Source organism: Amycolatopsis rhabdoformis (assembly GCF_035918295.1).
GTDB classification, from domain to species: Bacteria; Actinomycetota; Actinomycetes; order Mycobacteriales; family Pseudonocardiaceae; genus Amycolatopsis; species Amycolatopsis rhabdoformis.
In genome coordinates, this window is the sequence record NZ_CP142149.1 from 1,618,319 (window position 1) to 1,637,051 (window position 18,733).

Below are 18,733 nucleotides of genomic sequence, written 5' to 3' on the forward strand. Positions count from 1 at the left end.
GGTTCAGCGGTTCTCGAGCAGCTTCACCACGGCGTCCTTTCCGGACACCACGGTGCTGGTGAGGCGCCCGACCCCGCCGACGGTGATCGCGACCCGATCGCCGTCGGCGAGGGTGAACGGCAGGTCCGGTACCAGCGCCGTGCCGGTGGCGAGCACCGCGCCGTCGGGGAACACCTCGGCGCGGAACAGGTGCTCCACGAGCTCGTCGAAGCCGCGCCGCAGCAGCGACGTGCTGGTGGCGCCGGACCAGGCGAGCTCACCGGCGCGGTGGATCTCCAGCTCGATCGGGAGGTCGCGCGCGTCGGGCACCTCCCAGGCCGGCCGGATGCCGGGGCCGACGGCGCAGCCGCCCAGGTAGATCTTGGCCTGGGGCAGGTAGAGCGGGTTCACGCCTTCGATGCTGCGGGAGCTCATGTCGTTCACGACGGTGTAGCCGACGATCTCGGCGCCGGCGTTCACGACCAGGCCCAGCTCCGGCTCCGGCACGTCGGTGTCGGAGTCGGGGCGGATGGCCACGCACTCGCCGTCGCCGGTCACGCGCCAGGCGGCGGACTTGAAGAACAGCTCCGGGCGCGGGGCGTCGTACACGAGGTCGTAGACGTCGGCGGCGTTCTCGCTCTCGGTGATCCGCGCCTCGCGGGAACGCTGGTAGGTCACGCCGGCGGCCCAGACCTCGGTGCGGCGGTCGACCGGCGGCAGGAGCCGGACGTCCGCGGCGCGGTGCCGGGTGCCGGTGGTGTTGTTCAGGCACAGGGCACGCAGGTCGGTGAGCGGCAGGGCGAGCAGTTCGCCTACGGCCGCCACCGGAAGTTCGGTGACGGTGTCGGTGTCGTCGTCACGGACGCCGACGAGCGGGTGATCGCCACCCGCGGAAAGGAAACGAACGATGAGCACGGCTGACCTCGATCCTCGTGGGGATGCCCGTTCTCGGGGCGAGCAGGAACCTAGGCGTAACAACAGTTCCGGCGCAAGTGTTGAGTCCGAAGTGGACTGTGTGGTCACCGGAGGCGTGGCGGTGCTCACGCTCAACCGGCCGGCGAAGCGCAACGCGATCACCCCGGAGATGGCCACGGCCCTGCGCACGCACGCGGCGGCGCTCGACGCCGACCCGGGCGTGCGGGCGGTCGTGCTGACCGGCGCGGGCGACAAGGCGTTCTGCGCGGGCAGCGACGTCGGGGAGCTCGACCGCTACGCCACGCCGTGGGCGTTTCGCAACCGCGACGACTACGGCGACACCATCCGCGGGCTGCGCACGCCGGTGATCGCGGCCGTGAACGGGTTCGCCTTCGGCGGCGGCCTGGAGCTCGCGCTGGCCTGCGACATCCGGCTCGCCGCTTCGACCGCCACGTTCGCCGCGCCCGAGATCAAGCTCGGCTGGATCGGCGGCAGCGGCCAGTCGGCGCTGCTGGCGCACAGCATCGGGCCGGGCAATGCGGCGACGATGTTGCTGACCGGCGACCCGATCGACGCGGCGCAGGCGCTTGCGTGGGGGCTGGTCAGTGAAGTCGTGGGCCGGCACGAGGTGCTCGACCGGGCCGTGGCGCTGGCCGGGCGCATCGCGGCCCGCGCGCCGATCGCCGCGCAGACGGCGAAAGCGAACCTGCGCGCGGCGTACTCGATGCCGCTCGAGCAGGCCATCCGCTACGAGCGGGACCTGCAGACGATCTGTCTGTCCACAGCGGACGCGGCCGAGGGCCGGGCGGCCTTCGAGCAGCGCCGCGAACCGCGGTTCACAGGGGAGTGACGATGGGAGTGCTGGACGGGTACCGCGTGGTCGACGTGTCGATCGCGATGGCCGGGCCGCTGGCCGCGATGCGGCTGGGCGACCTCGGCGCGGACGTGGTGAAGGTCGAGCCGCCGTCGGGCGAGTGGCAGCGCCACGCTCCGGCGGGCGGCGCGACCGGGGTGGCGGTGAACCCGTCGTTCCTCTCGCTCAACCGCAACAAGCGCAGCCTCGCCGTGGACCTCAAGGCACCGGCCGGCCGGCAGGCCGTGCACGACCTGATCGCGACCGCCGACGTCGTGCTGCAGAACTACCGCCCGGGCGTGGCGCAGCGGCTGGGCCTGGACTACGAGACGGTGCGCGCGCTCAACCCGCGCATCGTGTACGTGTCGATCTCGGGCTACGGCGAGACCGGGCCGTATGCGCAGCGGCCAGGCCAGGACCTGTTGCTGCAGGCCATGAGCGGCGCGATGTACAGCGTCGGCCGGGCCGCCGATCCGCCGCTGCCCGCGGGCACCTACGCGATCGACGCGATCACCGCCTACAGCGCGTTCGAGGGGGCGCTGGCGGCGCTGCTGCACCGCGAGCGCACCGGCGAGGGCCAGCTGGTCACGGTGAACATGCTCGACGCCGCGATCGCCGTGCAGATGCAGGAGCTGTCGGTGTTCACCGTCGGCGGCGTGCCGCAGCGGCGGGGGAGCGAGGCGCACGGGCACACCTACATCCGCGCGCCGTACGGGGTCTTCGAGACCGCGGACGGGCACCTCGCGCTGGCGATGCCGCCGTTGCCGGCGCTGGCCGTGGCACTGAACCTGCCGGAACTGTCCACGATGGACACCGATGTGGACGGGCACGCGCGCCGCGACGAGATCACCGCGCTGGTGCGCGGGCGGCTGCCGGATCGGACCACGGCCGAGTGGCTCGAGCGGCTGCACGAGGCCGGGATCTGGGCCGGACCGGTGTACTCCTACGCCGAGCTGCTCGAAGATCCGCAGGTGGTCCACAACGGCTCGTTCGTGCGCTACGAGCACCCCACCGAGGGGCCGGTGACCACCCCGGGGTTCCCGTACGGGTTCAGCGCGACGCCGCCGGAGGTGCGCCGCGGCGCGCCGGTGGCCGGCGAGCACAGCGGCGAGATCCTGCGTGAGCTCGGGTACGACCCGGCCCGGATCGCCGGGCTGGTCGACGACAAGGTGGTGCTCGCGCCGTGAAGGGGCTGACCTGGGACCACCCGCGCGGCTACCGGCCGCTCGACGAGCTGGCCCGTCGCGAAGGCGGGGTCACGTGGAGCCGGCAACCGCTGGAGGGCTTCGAGTCCACGCCGATCGCCGACCTGGCCGCGGAGTACGACCTGCTGGTGGTGGACCACCCCGGGCTCGGCGCGGCGGTGGAGCACCTCGTGCCGATGGAGGAACTGCTCGGCGCCGACGAGCTGGCCGCGTGGCGGGCCGGCACGATCGGCGCGAGTTACGACTCGTACGTGCTGGCCGGGCGCACGTGGGCGTTGCCGATCGACGCCGCCGCGCAGGTGTCGGCGGGGACGCTCGCCGATCCGCCGCGGACCTGGGCCGAGGTGCGGGAGCTGACGCGCGACGGGGGAGTGGCGCTGTGCCTCGGCGGCCCGCACGCGCTGCTGATGTATTTCGCGCTGTGCGTGGCTTTCGGTGTCACGCCGTTCAGCGAAGCGGCGGAATCCGCGGCCGAGCTGATGACCGAGCTGGCCGCGTCGGCGGATCCGGCGGTGTCGGTGCGGAACCCGATCGGGGTGCTCGCGGCGATGACCGACGGCCCGGTGCGGTACTGCCCGCTGGTGTACGGCTACACCGGCACTCCGCTGCTGTCCTTTCGGGACGCGCCTTCGGGGCCGGCGGGGATCGGCAGTGTGCTCGGCGGGACGGGGATCGCGGTGTCGCGCAAGGCGCCCGTGGAGGAGGCGCGCGCACTCGTGCGCCGGCTGATCGCGGCGGACGTGCAGACGGAGCTGTTCCCGGCGTGCGGCGGCCAGCCGGCCGACCGTCGCGTGTGGACGTCACCGGGGTTCCACGCCGACACCGCCGCGACGCTGGAGCACGCTTGGGTGCGGCCGCGGGAGCCGGGCTACCTCCGGTTCCAGACCGAGGGATCGCGGATCCTGCGCGAGGGCGTCCTCGCTCGCGATCCGTTCGTCCACCGGCGGCTGGTGAAGAACCACGAGGAAGGGAGGAACGCATGACCACCGCACTTGTCACCGGCGCGGGCGGGGCGTTGGGCCGCGCCACCGTGCTGCGGCTGGCTTCGCGCGGCGACGCCGTGGCCGCGCTCGACCGGGACGGCGAAGCGCTGGAAGAGACCGCGCGGCTGGCCGGGTCGAAGGTGCTGCCGCTCGTGGTCGACCTGCGCGACGCCGAGGCGCTGCGCGCGGCGGTCGAGCGCACGGCCACCGATCTGGGGCCCGTCGACGTGCTGGTGAACAACGCCGCGATCTACCCGAGCCGGCCGTTCACCGAGGTGCCGCTGGCCGAGTACGACGAGGTGCACGCGGTGAACCAGCGCGCGTACTGGGTCGCGGCGCAGGCCGTGGTGCCCGGCATGGTCGCCGCGGGCGGGGGCGCGATCGTGAACGTCGCGTCGATCACGATGCACGGCGGCTGGCCGGACCTCGCCGCGTACGTGGCGACGAAGGGAGCGGCGGCCGCGTTGACGAAGGCGCTGGCGCGGGAGCTCGGACCGCACGAGATCCGCGTGAACTGCGTGTCGCCGGGTGCGTTTCCCACCGCGGCGGAGGAAATCCACGACGACCCGGAGGCGTACCGGGCGTTCGTGCTGGAGCGGCAAGCGCTGAAACGCCGGGGCCGGCCCGAAGAGCTGGCCGCGGTGGTGGCGTTCCTGACGGGCCCGGACGCGTCGTTCGTGACCGGGCAGACGATCGAGGTCAACGGTGGCTGGGTGATGACATGACCGACCTTTACGGACAGACGCACGATCGGCGTGCCTTGGTGGCTCGCGGCGGGGCCGGCGGCGTGCGGCTGGTGACGCTCGCGGACGGCACCGAGCGCGGCGTGCGGGCGCTGGAGTTCCGCACCGGCAGCGGGCTGGCGTTCGAGGTCCTCGTGGACCGGGCGATGGACCTGGGCGCGGCCGAGCACGCGGGCCGCGCGTTCGGTTGGACCTCACCGACCGGGGTGCGCCACCCCGGCCTGCACGAGCACGCCGACGAGGACGGCCTGTCGTGGCTGCGGTCCTTCACCGGGCTGCTGGTGACCGGCGGGCTCGACCACACGCTGTTCGGCGGCGCGGTGGATGCGGCCGGTTACCGCTACCCGCCGCGCGAGACCGTGCGGCACGGGCTGCACGGGCGCGTCGCGAACATCCCCGCGCGGCTGAGCGGTTACGGCTCGCGGTGGGAGGGCAACCGCTGCGTGCTGTGGGCCGAGGGCGAGGTGCGGCAAGCGGCGGTGTTCGCGGAGAACCTCACGCTGACCCGGCGCATCGAGGCCGACCTCGGCGGCAACGAGATCCGGCTCACCGACACGGTGCACAACCCGGCGTTCGAGCCGATGCCGCACATGTTCCTCTACCACATCAACCTCGGCTGGCCGCTGCTCGACGAGGGCGCGCGGTTCGTGGCGCCGGTCGCGCGCACGGTGTGGCAGTCGGACAGCGTGGCCTCGCAAGGAATCGACCACCTGGTGTTCCCGCCGCCGATCCCGGGGTTCGTGGAGCAGGTGTACGAGCACGAGCTCGCCGGCGGCACGGCGGCGATCGTGAACGAGCGCCTCGGGCTCGCGGTGAGCGTGCACTGGTCGCAGGACGAGTTCCCGTGCTTCTTCGAATGGCTCAACCTTCGGGCCGGCAACTACGCGGTGGGGCTGGAACCGTCGACCCACCACGTCGGGGGAGACGCGGCCGCGCGCGCCGACGGCAGCATGACCTGGCTGGAGCCGGGGGAGTCGCGCACCTACCGGACCGCGTTCCGCGTGGAGGAGCTCTGAACCACGTCGACGCCCACCACCACCTGTGGCACCCGGGCGCGCACCCGCAGCCGTGGCTCGACCGGCCCGCACTCACGCCGATCCGCCGCCCCTTCACCGTGCGCGACCTGCGCCTGGCGACGCTCGGCACTGGCGTCACGCGCACGGTGCTGGTGCAGGCCGTCGGCTCGGCCGTGGAGACGGAGCAGCTGCTGGGGCTGCGTGATCCGCTGATCGCGGGGGTGGTGGGCTGGGCGGATCTCGCGTCGCCGGAGCTCGACCCGGCCCGCTTCCGCGGCACCCGGCTCGTCGGCCTGCGCCACGGCGTCCAGGCCGAGCCGGACCCGAGGTGGCTGTGCCGGCCGGACGTCCGCGCCGGCCTGCGCGCCCTCGCCGCCGAGGGCCTGACCTTCGACCTGCTGGTGCGCCCGGACCAGTTCACCGCGGCGCTGGAGACCGTGCGGGCCGTGCCGGAGCTGACGTTCGTGCTCGACCACCTCGGGAAGCCGCCGATCGCGTCCGGTGAGCTGGAGCCGTGGGCTTCGGGGCTGCGGTCGCTGGCCCGTGAACCGAATGTGGTGGCCAAGCTGTCCGGTCTGATCACGGAGGCCGCCTGGCCACAGTGGACAGTCGCGGATCTGCGCCCGTACGCCGACGTGGCCCTGTCGGCCTTCGGGCCGTCGCGGCTGATGTACGGGTCGGACTGGCCGGTCTGTCTGCTCGCGGGCACGTACGCGCAAACGTTTTCGGCCGTCGACGCGCTCACCGCGCACCTCACCGCGGCCGAACGCGCGGACGTGTTCGCGGGCACCGCCGAACGCGTTTACGGGCTGGCGGCTCAGTCCCGTGCCCTGGCGAGGTAGAGCTTGGCCCCGAAGTAGATCACCGTCAGCGTGCCGAAGAGCAGCACCGGCGAGAGGACCACGATCTGCTCGATCGGGAGCACGAAGCACAGCACCGTGCGCACGGCGGCCTCCAGCAGGAGCCCGAGGCCCCACGCCCGGCTCAGCGTGCGGAAGCGGCGCCGGGTCGGGGCGTGCGTCGCGTACCGCTTGTCGAAGGCGGCGATCTTCGCCGGGTCGTCGGCGGTCTCGAACTGCGCCCGAGCAGGAACAGCAGCGGCCGGTCGGCGACGGTCGTGGCGATGAACGCGAGCGCGACCACGCCGGTGACCAGCGAGTCCTTGAGCACGAGCAGCCGGGCGTCGCCGGTCAGCAGAGCACCGAGCGATCGACGACCGAACCACTCACCACTCCACCCACCACCGAGTCACCCTCGGCCCCTGCGAGCAAAGCCGCGAGGTTCAACGCCCTCGTCCCCACGGTGCTGCGCGATCTGCTGCTGCCCGGCGCCGTCTACTTCGTCCTGCACGCCGTCGGCACCGGAGATCTCGTCGCGCTGCAGGCCGGCGCCGGCGTGTCCGCCGTGCTGCTGGACCTCGAGGACGACATCCGCGTGGTCGCGCGCGTCGGCTCGGGCGACGAGGTGCTCGCGGTCGCGCGCGCGACCCGGCCGGACGTCGTGTTGCTCGACGTGCAGATGCCCCGCAAGAACGGCCTCGACGTCGCGGCCGAGGTGCGGGCCGAGCTGCCGCGGTGCCGCGTGCTGATGTGCACCACGTTCGGGCGGCCCGGTTACCTCACGCGGGCCCTCGCGGCCGGTGCGGCCGGGTTCGTCGTGAAGGACTGCCCGCCGGAGCAGCTGGTCGACGCGGTCCGCCGGGTCCACGCCGGGCTCCGGGTGATCGATCCGTCGCTCGCCACCGAGTCCCTGACGCTGGGCACGAGTTCGCTCACGGACCGGGAACGCGAGGTGCTCCTCGCCTGCCGCGACGGCAGCACCGTCGCCGCGGTGGCCGGCCGGCTGCACCTGTCGGCGGGCACGGTGTGCAACTACCTCTCGTCGGCGATGGGCAAGCTCGAGGCCACGACCCGGGCCGAGGCGGTGCGGCCGGCCGACGACCGGGGCTGGCTGTGACCACCGACCGGCTCGACGCGAAGAGCCGGCGCGTGCGCGCGCCCGCGCGGGCCGGCCTGCGGTCACTGGTGCGGGAGCTGGCGCCGTTCACGGCTTTCCTGGTGTGGCTGTGGCTCGAGATCCCGGCGCAGGCGAACGCCGAACCGGCGGTGCGGGTGCCGGCGTTGCTGATCGCGGCCGCCTACTCCGTGAGCTTCCTCGCGGCGCTGATCGTGGGCCCGCGGCTGCGGCCGGCGTCCCGAGTGGTCGTGGTGGCGGGGTTGTTCGCGCTCGGGCTGGCGTTGCCGGTCCTGTTCCGGCGCCCGGAACTGCTGACGTTGACCGCGTACGCCATCGCCGCGTCGGTGGTGCTGCTGCCGCTGCGCGCGGCGAAGTGGCTGGGCCCGGGCACGGCGGCGCTCCTGTTCGGTGCCACCACGATCGCGCGGGGCAGCCCCGACGTGAGCGACACCGTGCTCGTCGGCCTGCTCTCGCTCGGCCTCGTCTCCGCGACCCAGCTGAGCCGCACGGTCGCCGAACTGCGGGCCGCGCGGGATCAGGTGCGCACCCTCGCCGTGTCGGAGGAACGCGGCCGCGTGGCGCGTGACCTCCACGACCTGCTCGGGCACAGCCTGACCACGATCACGCTCAAGACCGGCGTCGCGCGGCGCCTGCTGGAGAGCGGGAGAAACGCCGAGCGGGCGCTCGGGGAGGTCCGTGAGGTCGAGGTCCTTTCGCGCCAGGCACTCGCCGAGGTGCGCGCCACCGTGAGCGACTTCCGGCGCACCTCGCTCGCCGCGGAGCTCGCGGGCGTCCGCGGCGCGCTCGAAACCGCCGGCATCCGGCTCACCGCCCCGCACGCCGTGGACGACGTCGCCGTGCACCTGCAGCAGCCGTTCGCCTTCGTGATCCGCGAAGCCACGACCAACGTGATCCGCCACAGCGGGGCCGGCCACTGCGAGATCCGGCTCGGCGAGACCTGGGTCGAGATCACCGACGACGGCACGGGAAGCACTGCCGCTCCCGGCAACGGTCTCTCCGGTCTGGCCGACCGCCTCGCCGGGGTCGACGGCCGGCTCACCACCGGACCGGCGTCCGGCGGCGGGTTCCGTGTGCGCGCCGAGGTGGCCGGCTCGACTTGACATCCGCCCCGGCTCTCCCGAGACTCGTTCTGGAAATCGAACAGCGTTCAGCATTTCGAACACTCGCCGGCTTGAAGACTGGCTGATTCGAAGACTGGGTGGTTCGACCACGAGGGCGGAGCAAAGGGGACGAGTCGGTGAAACTGCCTGCTTTCGGCTACCACCGGGCCGAAACGCTGGGTGACGCGGTGGCGGCGCTCGCCGAACACGGGCCCGACGCGCGAGTGCTCGGCGGTGGGCAAAGCCTCCTCCCGGTGATGGCGTTGCGCATGTCGAACCCGTCCGTGCTCGTGGACATCACCACGGCGAAAGACCTGCGCGGCCACGCCTTCCGGGACACCGACGGCCTGGTCGTGTCCGCCGCGGTCACCGCCCGGGCGCTGGAGACCGATCCCGAGACACGGCGGCGCCACCCGCTGGTCGCCGAGGCGCTCGCGCAGGTCGGGCACCCCGAGATCCGCAACCGCGGCACCGTCTGCGGCTCGCTCGCCCACGCCGACCCGGCGGCGGAGCTGCCGGCGCTGCTGCTCGCGCTCGACGGATCCGTGCGCGTGGCCGGCGCCGAGCGGAGGCGCCGGATCGCCGCGCGCGATTTCTTCGGCGGCCCCTACTTGACCGCGCTCGGCGAAGGCGAGGTCCTCGCCGGTGCCGAGCTGCCGCTGCTGCCCGCGACGGCCGGCTGGTCGATCCGCGAGATCACGCGCCGCAGCGGCGACTTCGCCCTCGTCGGCGTGATCTGCGTGCTCGACACCGACTCCGACCGGCGCTGCACCGACGCGCGGATCGCGCTGTTCGGCATCGCCGGCACCCCGCGCCGCGCCACCGCGGCCGAGGCCGTCCTCACCGGCGAGGTACTCGACGACGCCGTGCTCGCCGAAGCCGCGGCCCACGCGTTCGACGACATCGACGTGCTCGGTGACCTCCACGGCTCGGTGACCTACCGCCGCCGCGCGGGCACCCGGCTCGTCGCGAGCTCGCTCGCCGAAGCCGCCGCCCGTTGCCGGTCCGAAGTGGAGAGTGCCCGTGCTTGACGCCCACGAGCCCACGCAGGTTTCCCTCACCGTGAACGGGAAACCCGAGTCGGCCCGCACCACCCCGCGCACCACGCTGGCCGATTTCCTGCGCCACGACCTCGGCCTCACCGGCACGCACCTCGGCTGCGAGCACGGCGTGTGCGGTGCGTGCACGATCCGCGTCGACGGGGTCGCGGTGCGCAGCTGCCTCACGCTCGCCGTGCAGGCCCACGGGTCCACAGTGGACACCGTCGAAGGCCTCGGCGACGCGGCTGGCACCGAGGACGTGCTGCACCCGCTGCAGCAGAAGTTCTGGGAGCACCAGGCGTTGCAGTGCGGCTTCTGCACGCCGGGCTTCCTGATGGCCGCCGTCGCGGCGATCGAGGAGAACCCGGACCTGACGCGCGACGAGATCCGCGAGCGGCTGTCCGGGAACCTCTGCCGCTGCACGGGTTACGCGCCGATCGTGGACGCGGTCGCCGAATACGCCGAGCAGGTGCGGGAGGCGCGAGCGTGAGCATCACCGAAGGCTGGGTCGGGCGGCGCGTGAAGCGCGTCGAAGACCCGAAGATCCTGCTCGGCCGCGGCCGCTACGCCGACGACGTGACGCCGGCCCGCTGCCTGCACGCCGCGTTCGTGCGCGCGCCGGTGGCCCACGCGCGCATCACCGCGATCGACACCGAGGCCGCCAAGCGCGCGCCGGGTGTGGCCGCGGTGTTCACCGCCGACGACTTCAACCCGATGTGCCGCTCGTGGAAGGGCCTGCTCGACTGGCCGGGTCTCGTCGGCGGCGACCAGCGACCCCTGGCCACCGGCAAGCTGCACTACGTCGGCGAGCCCGTGGTGATGGTCGTGGCCGAGAGCCGCGCGGTCGCCGAGGACGCGCTGGAACTCGTGACGATCGACTACGAGGAGCTGCCGCCGGTCGTCGACTCGATCGCCGCGCTGGAGGAGTCCGCGGCGAAGGTGCACGAAGAGCTCGCGTCGAACCTCGCGTTCGAGGGCACGTTCGGCACCGGCGACGTGGAAGCGGCCTTCGCCGAAGCCGCGGTGGTGGTGGAAACCGGCATCAGCACGGCGCGGCACACGGCCGTCGCGCTCGAGCCGCGCGGGGTGGTCGCCGAGTTCGACCCGTCGGCGAAGGCGCTCACCGTGCGAATTTCCACTCAGGCGCCGCACATGCTGCAGTCGGTGTTCGCCGAGCTGCTCGGTCTGCGCGAGAGCAACATCCGCGTGCTCACCGACGAGGTCGGCGGCGCGTTCGGCATGAAGGCCCACGTGTACTCCGACGAGGTCGCCACCTGCGCGGCCAGCATCCTGTTGCGCCGCCCGGTGAAGTGGATCCAGGACCGCGTGGAATCGCTGCAGTCCGACACGCAGGCCCGCGACGAGCGCGTGTCCGCAGCGCTGGCGGTGGCGGCCGACGGCCGGATCCTCGGGATGCGCTCGGAGGTCGTGAGTGACGGCGGCGCGTACTCGGTGTACCCGCGCAGCATGGTCACCGAAGGCATCCAGGTCGCCACGATCATGCCCGGCCCGTACCGGATCCCGGTCTACCGCGGCCACCTGCGCGTGGCGATCACGAACAAGGCGCCGCTCGCGGTGTACCGCGGGGTCGGGCACCCGGTCGCGATCCTCGCGATGGAGACGCTGCTCGACGAGACCGCGCGCCGCCTCGGTCTCGACCCGGCCGAGCTGCGCCGCCGCAACCTGATCGCGCCCGAGGAACTGCCTTACACGTCGGTGACCGGCCAGGTCTACGACAGCGGCTCGCACCAGGAGTCGCTGGAGAAGCTGCTCGCCATGGTGACCACCGGGCCGGAGCTGGAGAAGCGCAAGGCCGAGGCGCTCGACCGCGGACGCCTGCTGGGCGTGGGCCTCGCCTGTTTCGTGGAGGTCACCGCGCCGGGTGTGATGTTCTACGGCAAGCGCGGCGCCCCGATCACCGCGCACGACCAGGTCGAGGTTCGCGTGGAGGCCGACGGTTCGGTCACCGTGCTGCTCGGCACGCCCGGCCAGGGCCAGGGCCTGCAGACCACCGCCGCGCAGGTGGTGGCCGACCACCTCGGCGTGGAGTTCGACCGGATCAGCGTGGTCAGCGGCGACACGGCCGTGGTGCCCCACGGCACGGGGGTGTGGGCCAGCCGCTCGGCGGTGGTCAGCAGCGGCGCCGCCGCGGCGGCCGCACGCGAGGTGAAGGAGCGGCTGCTCGCGATCGCCGGGCACCTGCTGGAGGTGGACCCGGCCGACCTCGAGATCGGCAACGGGATCGTGCAGGTCGCGGGCGCGCCGAACGTGCACCTGGAGGTGAACGAGCTCGCCGAGGTCGCGCACTTCCGCACCCACCGGCTGCCGCCCGAGCTGCGGATCGGGCTTTCGGTGGTGGGGGAGTACAGCGGCCCCAACGTCACCTTCAACAACGGCGCCCACGCCGCGGTGGTCGAGATCGAGCAGGACAGCGGGCTCGTGCACCTCGTCGACTACGCGTGCGTCGAAGACTGCGGGGTGCTGATCAACCCCGAGATCGTGGACGGGCAGATCCGCGGCGGCATCGCGCAGGGCATCGGCGGCGCGCTGTACGAACGGCTCTACTACGACGAAACCGGCCAGCTGCTCACCTCGACGCTGCTCGACTACCTCATGCCGACCGGGCCCGAGCTGCCCGACGTGCGCATCACCCACATCGAGACCCCGAGCCCGATCACCGCGCTGGGCGTGAAAGGCGCGGGTGAGGCCGGCGCTGCCGGCGCGCCCGCGGCCGTGCACAACGCGGTGAACGACGCGCTCGCCCCGCTCGGCGCCCGCGTGTGGCACGAGCCGATCACCCCCGAACGCGTGGTGCGGGCCCTCGACGAAGCCGCCGGCGAAAGCTGGCCCGAACCGCCGGACACGCCTCCCGTGCCGGCCCTGGCCGACCTCGGCCCGACTGTCGCGAAAGGACACTCGTGAACACCATCCAGCACTTCGTCGGCGGCGCCCACGCCGAGGCCGAACCGCCCGCGTGGGCCGACGTGCACGATCCCGCCCGGGGCAGCGTCTCGGGCCGCGTCGCGCTCGGCGACGCCGGTGCCGTGGCCGAAGCCGTGAAGGTGGCGCTCGACGCGCAGGCCGCGTGGGCGGAGGAATCGCTCGGCGGGCGCCAGCAGGTGCTGCTGGAGTTCATCCGGCTGATCGAGCGCTCGCGCGACGAGCTGGCGGAGCTGGTCACCGGTGAGCACGGCAAGACGCTGGCCGACGCGCGCGCCGAGGTCAACGCGGGCCTGGACGTCGCGAAGTTCGCCGCCGGCATCCCGCACCTGCTCAAGGGCGACTTCAGCGAAAACGTGTCCCGCGGCGTCGACACGTACTCGATCCGCCAGCCGCTCGGGGTCGTCGCCGGCATCACACCGTTCAACTTCCCGGTGATGGTGCCGATGTGGATGGCGCCGATCGCGATCGCGTGCGGCAACGCGTTCGTGCTCAAGCCGAGCGAGAAGGACCCGTCGGCCGGCAACCGGCTGGCGGAGCTGGCGCTCGAGGCCGGGTTGCCCGCCGGGGTCTTCAACGTGGTGCACGGTGGCGCCGAGGCCGTCGACGCGCTGCTGGCCCACCCGGATGTCGCCGCCGTGAGCTTCGTCGGCTCGACGCCGGTGGCCCGGCACGTGTACGAGACCGCGGCCAAGCACGGCAAGCGCGTGCAGGCGCTGGGCGGCGCGAAGAACCACCTCATCGTGCTGCCCGACGCCGACCTCGACGCGGCCGCCGACGCGCTGGTCTCCGCCGCCTACGGTTCGGCGGGGGAGCGGTGCATGGCGATCTCGGTCGCGGTGGCGGTGGGCGGGGTCGGCGACGCGCTGCGCGAGCGCCTGGTCGCCCGCATCGAGAGACTGTCCACTGCGGACGGTCACGACGAGGGCACGGACATGGGGCCGCTCGTCACGGCCGACCACCTGCGCCGCGTGAGCGGCTACGTGCAGGCCGGCGCCGACGCCGGGGCGGACCTCGTGGTCGACGGCCGGGAGGTGCGGGTTCCGGGGCGGGAGAACGGGTTCTTCCTCGCCCCGACGCTGATCGACCACGTGCGGCCGGACATGACCGTGTACACCGACGAGATCTTCGGGCCGGTGCTGTCGATGCTGCGCGTGGACAGCCTGGAGGAGGCCGTCGCGCTCATCAACGGCGGAGAGTACGGCAACGGCGTGTCGCTCTACACCCGTGACGGCGTGGCCGCCCGGCAGTTCCAGCACACCGTGCAGGCCGGCATGGTCGGGCTCAACGTGCCGATTCCCGTGCCGGTGCCGTACTTCCCGTTCGGCGGCTGGAAGCACTCGCTCTTCGGCGACTCCGGGCAGTACGGCGAGGACGGCATCCGGTTCTTCACCCGCCGCAAGGTCGTCACGAGCCGGTGGGCACCGTCGGCCGGCTCGCGCGTCGACCTGCGGTTCCCGGGTTAGGAGCGGCTCGTGCGATTGGAGAACAGCTTCACCGTCGGCCTGCCGCCCGCGCAGGCGTGGGCCGTGCTCACCGATCCGCGGCGGGTCGCGCCGTGCCTGCCCGGCGTGCACCTCGACGAGGTGGACGGCGACGACGTGCGCGGCGGCGTGCGCGTGAAGGTCGGGCCGATCTCGGCCGAGTACTCCGGCCTCGCGCAGTTCCGCTCCCGCGACGAGGCGGCGGGGGTGGTGGTCGTGGCCGCGTCGGGGCGCGAGGTGCGTGGCCGCGGGTCGGCCTCGGCGACCGTCACGCTGCGGCTGGCGCCCTCGTCGGAGGGCACGCGGGTGGACCTGGCCACGGATCTCGCGCTCACGGGGCGGCTGGCGCAGTTCGGGCGCGGGGTGCTCGGTGAAGTGACGGGCCGGCTGGTCGAGGAGTTCGCGCGGACGCTGGCCGAGGAGGTGGCGGGGGAGCGGTCGGGTGCGGCCGGTTCTCCGGCGGCTGGATCTCCGGTAGCCGGGTCTTCAGTGGCGCCGCGGTCTGGTGCCGAGCCGGCGGTGGGCACGGCGGGCGCGGAGGTCGTCGATCTGGCGGCCGAGGAGTGGCCGGACGACGAGCAAGCCCCGGCCCTGGCGGCCCCAGCGGCCGTTGCGACCGCCGCGGCCCCGAGCCAGGCCGCGCCGATCGACACCGCGCCGATCGACACCGCGCCGATCGACACCGCGCCGACCGGTGCTGCTTCGCCGGCCCCGACGCGGGCCGCGCGCAACGCGGACGCCGTCGTGCTGCGGGCGGTCGCCCTTCCGGTGGCGAAACGCGTGGTCCCGGCCGTGGCGGCGGTGGTCGCGGCCGTGGTGCTCGCCCGGCGGCTGCGCCGATGACAGAATCTCCCGCGATGACCAGTTCGCCTTCTTCGGCCGGCCTGCCGGTGCCCTCGGTCGCCCGCGCCGCCTACATCCTCGACGCGCTCGCCGCCGCCCCCGACGGACTGCCGCTCAGCGAGCTCGCGCGCACCGTCGGCGCGCCCAAGAGCAGCTGCCTCGCCGTGTGCACCACACTCGTGACCACCGGCCTGCTCACGCGCACCCCGGCCGGGCACTACCGGCTGGGCTGGAAGGTGGTACCGCTCGGGCGCGCCTACCTCGCGAAATCGGGGTTCGTGCTGGAGTTCCGGCGGGTCGACGCCGAGCTCGGCCTGCTGGCCGAGGACACGATCGTGCTGTCCCTGTTGGACGGTCGCAACGTGGTCTACGTCGAGACCCGACCGGGCCTGCGCACGCTCGCGATGTCGTACGAGATCGGCCTGCGCCTGCCGGCCCACTGCACGGCCAGCGGCAAGGCCCTGCTCGCCTCCCTGAGCGACGACGAGATCGCCGGCCGCTACGCCGACGGCCGCTTCGAAACCCTGACCCCGCACAGCATTTCGCGCCGGCCCCAGCTCGAAGCCGAGATCACCCGCACCCGCGAGCGCGGCTACGCCGTGGACGACGAGGAGACCGCCCCGGGCATGATGTGCGTCGGCGCCGCCGTCGCGGGCCGCGGCGGCCAACCCGTGGGCGCGCTCTCGGTGAGCCTGGTCAAGTCCACTGTGGACAACCAACGGCTCGAACGCTCGACGTCCGCGATCCTCCGCCTGGCCTCCGCGATCACCGAACGCCTCGGCGGCTTGTAGCCCTGTATCTTTGGCCCCGCCTTCGGCAGGGCGTGCGAGATCGCCTTCATGCCGGCTTCCGGATCGGACGGTCGAGATCGGCCGGGGGCCGATCGCACCGCCCGATCCGGAAGCCGGCGCGATCTCGCGTGTGGTGGCGTTCGCCGTGCTCGGCCATCACGACGGCCGGCGATCTTGACCATACTCGGCGAAAGTCGGCCGAGTCGAGCTCGCCGAAAGGCGTGTGCCACCGCAGCGGCCGGGTGAAGGTGGGTTGTCCCCCGATTACGGCGCACTGGCGCCACGAATGTCGTGCGCTTTCGGCTCAGTCGCCCCGTCGAGTAGTTGCCTGACGTGTGAGTAGCTGTACCGGAGCGGCGCAGCCCGCCCGCGCGGGGTGGCCGGGCAGCGCTGTGTCCCGGCGGCCGATAGATGACTGGGTGAGACTGCGTTTGGTGCTGAAGCGCCAGTTGCGGTGGTGCAATCCCACAGCTCCAGCTCTCAGGACGACCTCGACGCGACCACAGCGCGAGATCGCGCCGGTTTTTGGTTTGAGCGGTGCGATCGGCCGCCAGGCCGATCCGACCGTTCAAACCAAAAGCCGGCTTGAAGGCGATCTCGCACGCCTCGGCGGAGCCGAGGCCGAAAACACAGCCCGCCGCGGGTGCGCGCGCGGGCGCTACAACTGCTCGGTGTGGAAACCGCTCGCGGCCGGCTGGCGGAGAACTCGTCGCTGGTGCGCTCGATGGCGCAGGCCCTCGTGCTGCGCGCGGGCGACGATCCGGCCGCGTACTACCGAAAAGCGCTGCAGTCGGGCGTGGTCACGCGCGCGACCGTGGCCGGCCTCGGCGAGACGGGCACTCCCGACGACGCCGATCTCCTGCGCGCCCGGCTGCCCGACGACCGCCCGCGGATCCGCGCCGCCGCGGTGCGGGGTTTCCGACGGCTCCTGGCGAACCCGGCGGACCCGCGCGCGGTCGAGTACGGCCGTGCGCTGCTCGACGACCCGTCGCCGCCGGTGGTCCGCCAGGCGGTCGAGCTGCTGGCCGGCCGGCTCGGCCCCGCGGACCGGCAAGCCCTGTTCGACCTCGCCCGCACCGACCGGCCACTCCACGTGCGCCGCGGAGCCGTGGTTCTGCTGCGCCAGGTCAGCCGCTGGTCCCGGCTCGACACCGACCTGTGGCTCCTCGGCACACCCGACGAGCCCCTGGCCCCTGACGCCCACCGCGACCTCGACGACTGGTGCCGCAGCACCTCCAGCGCCTTCACGAAACCGCCGCCCGACCTGGCCGCGCACATCACCGACCTGCTCGACGGACTGGAAAGCCGGCTCGGTGCGACGGTGACTACTCAGCTCCGCCGCACCGTGCTCGCGTAGGTCCGCGAACGGCCTATCCGAGAACTTGGGAGACGTCCGTGATCGTCTGGATGGCCTCCACGTCCACGGCCGCCAACGCGTCCTCCGGTACCCGAGCGCGGGCCGGGAACACCACGGGCGGCGCGGGTTTCGTCGCGTCGACGATCACGGCCGAGGAGCGTTGCGGGGTGCGGCCGCCGGCTTCGTCGTAGGCCCAGTTAGTGGGCAGCAGGCCGCCGGGGCCGTTCCAGCGCGGGATGATCTGCAGGTCGTTCGTGGCGTCGAAGCGGGTGCCGATGGCCCACGCGACTTCGCGTTCGTCGTAGACGTCGATGTCGTCGTCGACGATCACGATGGCGCGCAGGTTCTCGGGTTCGGTGTTGAGCGCGGCGAAGGCGGCGCGCGTGGGGTCGGTGTCCGAGGTCTTGCGAATGGAGAGGTAGCAGTGCATGCGGGCGTGCAACGGGATGTTGACCGCGCGCAGGCCCGGCACCTTCTGCTGCACCGTTTCGTGGATGCTCGCGATGCGGGGGAGCGCGCCCATCAGCCGGTGTTCGCGGCCGGAGGCCTGGATGTCCTGGAAGATCGCGTCGCGGCGCATCGTGATGGCGTCGACCTCGATCACGGGCTTGCGGCCGCCGCCGACGTAGTGGCCGGGCCACTCGGCGAACGGGCCTTCCTCTTCGAGCTCGTCGGGCAGGATGTGGCCCTCGATCACGATCTCGGCGTGCGCCGGCACGGGAATACCCGATGTCACCGCGGGCACGGTCTGCACGGACTCGCCGAGGTAGGCGCCGGCGGCGTCGTACTCGCCGCCGATGCCGGGCACGCGCGACACGGCGCCCATGAGGAACGCGGGGTGGTGCCCGATCACGAGCGCGATCGGCGTGGGCTCACCGCGCTCGGCGTACTTCCGGTGGATCGTGCCGCCGTCGTGGGAACCGAAGAACCACACGCCGAGCCGCTTCGGGCCGTACACGTGGTGGCGGTAGATGCCGGCGTTCACGGCACCGGTGTCGGGGTCGCGGGTCACGCCGACGGCGGCGGTGAGGAACGGGCCGCCGTCGAGTTCGTTGTGGGTCGGGATCGGCAGGCGGGTGAGGTCGGCGTCGTCGCCGCGCCACACCACCTCCTGCACCGGTGCGGCGCCCTCGAACGGCACCGGCGGGTGCGGTGCACGCCCCTGACCTGCGACCGAAGACCGCGTGAGCGTCTCCGTGTCGACGCCCAGCGCCAGCGCCATGCGCTCGTGGGTCGCGACGAGGTTCGTCAGGCAGGGCAGCTCGCTGCCCGCGACGTCGGTGAACAGCAACGCCGGGTAGTCGCCGCGCTTGTCGTACCACGCTCCGTAGGCGGTGACGCCGAAGCGCGGGTCCACCTGCTTCGACACGTGCTTGACCTCGCCCGCGCCGGTCGAGACCACCTCCGCGAGAAACGACCGCAGATCCTTCACCGTTGAGCCTCCCAAGACGTCAGACGTCTGACGCACTATAGGAACGTCCGCCCGGCCCCGACAAGGCTTCCCACG

Annotated in this window: 18 protein-coding genes; 15 read left to right on the forward strand and 3 right to left on the reverse strand. The window is 73.0% G+C overall.

All coding sequences use genetic code 11. From position 1 onward, the window contains the following. Nucleotides 1-3: 3 nt before the first annotated feature. On the reverse strand, nt 4-894 hold the full coding sequence (locus VSH64_RS07530) for a fumarylacetoacetate hydrolase family protein (protein WP_326834768.1): 891 nt from the start codon (nt 892-894) through the stop codon (nt 4-6). Nucleotides 895-994: 100 nt separating this feature from the next. On the opposite strand from VSH64_RS07530, the gene VSH64_RS07535 reads away from it, so the two are divergent. Genes VSH64_RS07535 through VSH64_RS07560 form a run of 6 tightly spaced genes read left to right on the forward strand, consistent with a single transcriptional unit; the run spans nt 995 to nt 6,536 of the window. Then, nucleotides 995-1,744 (forward strand): enoyl-CoA hydratase/isomerase family protein, encoded by a 750-nt coding sequence (locus tag VSH64_RS07535; RefSeq protein WP_326834769.1) that lies wholly within the window; start codon nt 995-997, stop codon nt 1,742-1,744. Nucleotides 1,745-1,746: 2 nt separating this feature from the next. Then, complete coding sequence (locus VSH64_RS07540; RefSeq protein ID WP_326834770.1) at nt 1,747-2,934, forward strand: CaiB/BaiF CoA transferase family protein; 1,188 nt, start codon at nt 1,747-1,749, stop codon at nt 2,932-2,934. Next, nucleotides 2,931-3,935, forward strand: a complete 1,005-nt coding sequence (locus VSH64_RS07545) for a hypothetical protein (protein WP_326834771.1) — start codon at nt 2,931-2,933, stop codon at nt 3,933-3,935. The genes VSH64_RS07540 and VSH64_RS07545 overlap by 4 nt, the downstream gene beginning before the upstream one ends. Beyond that, entirely contained in the window at nt 3,932-4,660 is a 729-nt protein-coding gene (locus VSH64_RS07550) for an SDR family NAD(P)-dependent oxidoreductase (RefSeq protein ID WP_326834772.1), read from the forward strand. Before VSH64_RS07545 ends, VSH64_RS07550 begins: the two co-directional genes overlap by 4 nt. Continuing rightward, nucleotides 4,657-5,694 (forward strand): aldose 1-epimerase family protein, encoded by a 1,038-nt coding sequence (locus VSH64_RS07555; protein WP_326834773.1) that lies wholly within the window; start codon nt 4,657-4,659, stop codon nt 5,692-5,694. The genes VSH64_RS07550 and VSH64_RS07555 overlap by 4 nt, the downstream gene beginning before the upstream one ends. Further along, the gene (locus VSH64_RS07560) at nt 5,691-6,536 is read left to right on the forward strand and encodes an amidohydrolase family protein (RefSeq protein ID WP_326837918.1); all 846 of its coding nucleotides are present in this window, start codon (nt 5,691-5,693) and stop codon (nt 6,534-6,536) included. The genes VSH64_RS07555 and VSH64_RS07560 overlap by 4 nt, the downstream gene beginning before the upstream one ends. Here the strand turns inward: VSH64_RS07560 and VSH64_RS07565 are convergent. Continuing rightward, complete coding sequence (locus tag VSH64_RS07565; RefSeq protein WP_326834774.1) at nt 6,512-6,640, reverse strand: hypothetical protein; 129 nt, start codon at nt 6,638-6,640, stop codon at nt 6,512-6,514. The two genes, VSH64_RS07560 and VSH64_RS07565, sit on opposite strands and share 25 nt — an antisense overlap. A 431-nt stretch (nt 6,641-7,071) precedes the next feature. Here VSH64_RS07565 and VSH64_RS07570 point away from each other — a divergent pair, with 431 nt between their 5' ends. From VSH64_RS07570 to VSH64_RS07610, 9 genes are all read left to right on the forward strand, one after another. Next, the gene (locus VSH64_RS07570; protein ID WP_326837919.1) at nt 7,072-7,650 is read left to right on the forward strand and encodes a response regulator transcription factor; all 579 of its coding nucleotides are present in this window, start codon (nt 7,072-7,074) and stop codon (nt 7,648-7,650) included. Continuing rightward, nucleotides 7,647-8,771, forward strand: coding sequence for a sensor histidine kinase (locus VSH64_RS07575; protein WP_326834775.1), 1,125 nt, complete (start codon nt 7,647-7,649; stop codon nt 8,769-8,771). The genes VSH64_RS07570 and VSH64_RS07575 overlap by 4 nt, the downstream gene beginning before the upstream one ends. A gap of 137 nt (nt 8,772-8,908) precedes the next feature. Next, nucleotides 8,909-9,802, forward strand: coding sequence for an FAD binding domain-containing protein (locus VSH64_RS07580; protein WP_326834776.1), 894 nt, complete (start codon nt 8,909-8,911; stop codon nt 9,800-9,802). Further along, nucleotides 9,795-10,301, forward strand: coding sequence for a (2Fe-2S)-binding protein (locus tag VSH64_RS07585; RefSeq protein ID WP_326834777.1), 507 nt, complete (start codon nt 9,795-9,797; stop codon nt 10,299-10,301). The genes VSH64_RS07580 and VSH64_RS07585 overlap by 8 nt, the downstream gene beginning before the upstream one ends. Further along, on the forward strand, nt 10,298-12,733 hold the full coding sequence (locus VSH64_RS07590) for a xanthine dehydrogenase family protein molybdopterin-binding subunit (protein WP_326834778.1): 2,436 nt from the start codon (nt 10,298-10,300) through the stop codon (nt 12,731-12,733). Before VSH64_RS07585 ends, VSH64_RS07590 begins: the two co-directional genes overlap by 4 nt. Beyond that, nucleotides 12,730-14,217 (forward strand): CoA-acylating methylmalonate-semialdehyde dehydrogenase, encoded by a 1,488-nt coding sequence (locus VSH64_RS07595; protein ID WP_407655635.1) that lies wholly within the window; start codon nt 12,730-12,732, stop codon nt 14,215-14,217. The genes VSH64_RS07590 and VSH64_RS07595 overlap by 4 nt, the downstream gene beginning before the upstream one ends. 9 nt (nt 14,218-14,226) lie before the next feature. Further along, nucleotides 14,227-15,078, forward strand: coding sequence for an SRPBCC family protein (locus VSH64_RS07600; RefSeq protein WP_326834779.1), 852 nt, complete (start codon nt 14,227-14,229; stop codon nt 15,076-15,078). 14 nt (nt 15,079-15,092) lie between these two features. After that, nucleotides 15,093-15,869, forward strand: coding sequence for an IclR family transcriptional regulator (locus VSH64_RS07605; RefSeq protein ID WP_326834780.1), 777 nt, complete (start codon nt 15,093-15,095; stop codon nt 15,867-15,869). Nucleotides 15,870-16,542: 673 nt separating this feature from the next. Then, nucleotides 16,543-17,226, forward strand: a complete 684-nt coding sequence (locus VSH64_RS07610; RefSeq protein ID WP_326834781.1) for a HEAT repeat domain-containing protein — start codon at nt 16,543-16,545, stop codon at nt 17,224-17,226. Between the two features lie 13 nt (nt 17,227-17,239). Here the strand turns inward: VSH64_RS07610 and VSH64_RS07615 are convergent, their stop codons facing one another. Continuing rightward, a complete protein-coding gene (locus VSH64_RS07615; protein WP_326834782.1) occupies nt 17,240-18,658 on the reverse strand; it encodes a UbiD family decarboxylase in 1,419 nt (472 codons plus the stop codon). Between the last annotated feature and the right edge of the window lie 75 nt (nt 18,659-18,733).

Coding starts and splice junctions, on each gene's coding strand:
- VSH64_RS07540 (WP_326834770.1), top strand. CDS start 1,747: ATGGGAGTGCTGGACGGGTACCGCGTGGTCGACGTGTCGATCGCGATG.
- VSH64_RS07550 (WP_326834772.1), top strand. CDS start 3,932: ATGACCACCGCACTTGTCACCGGCGCGGGCGGGGCGTTGGGCCGCGCC.
- VSH64_RS07555 (WP_326834773.1), top strand. CDS start 4,657: ATGACCGACCTTTACGGACAGACGCACGATCGGCGTGCCTTGGTGGCT.
- VSH64_RS07605 (WP_326834780.1), top strand. CDS start 15,093: ATGACCAGTTCGCCTTCTTCGGCCGGCCTGCCGGTGCCCTCGGTCGCC.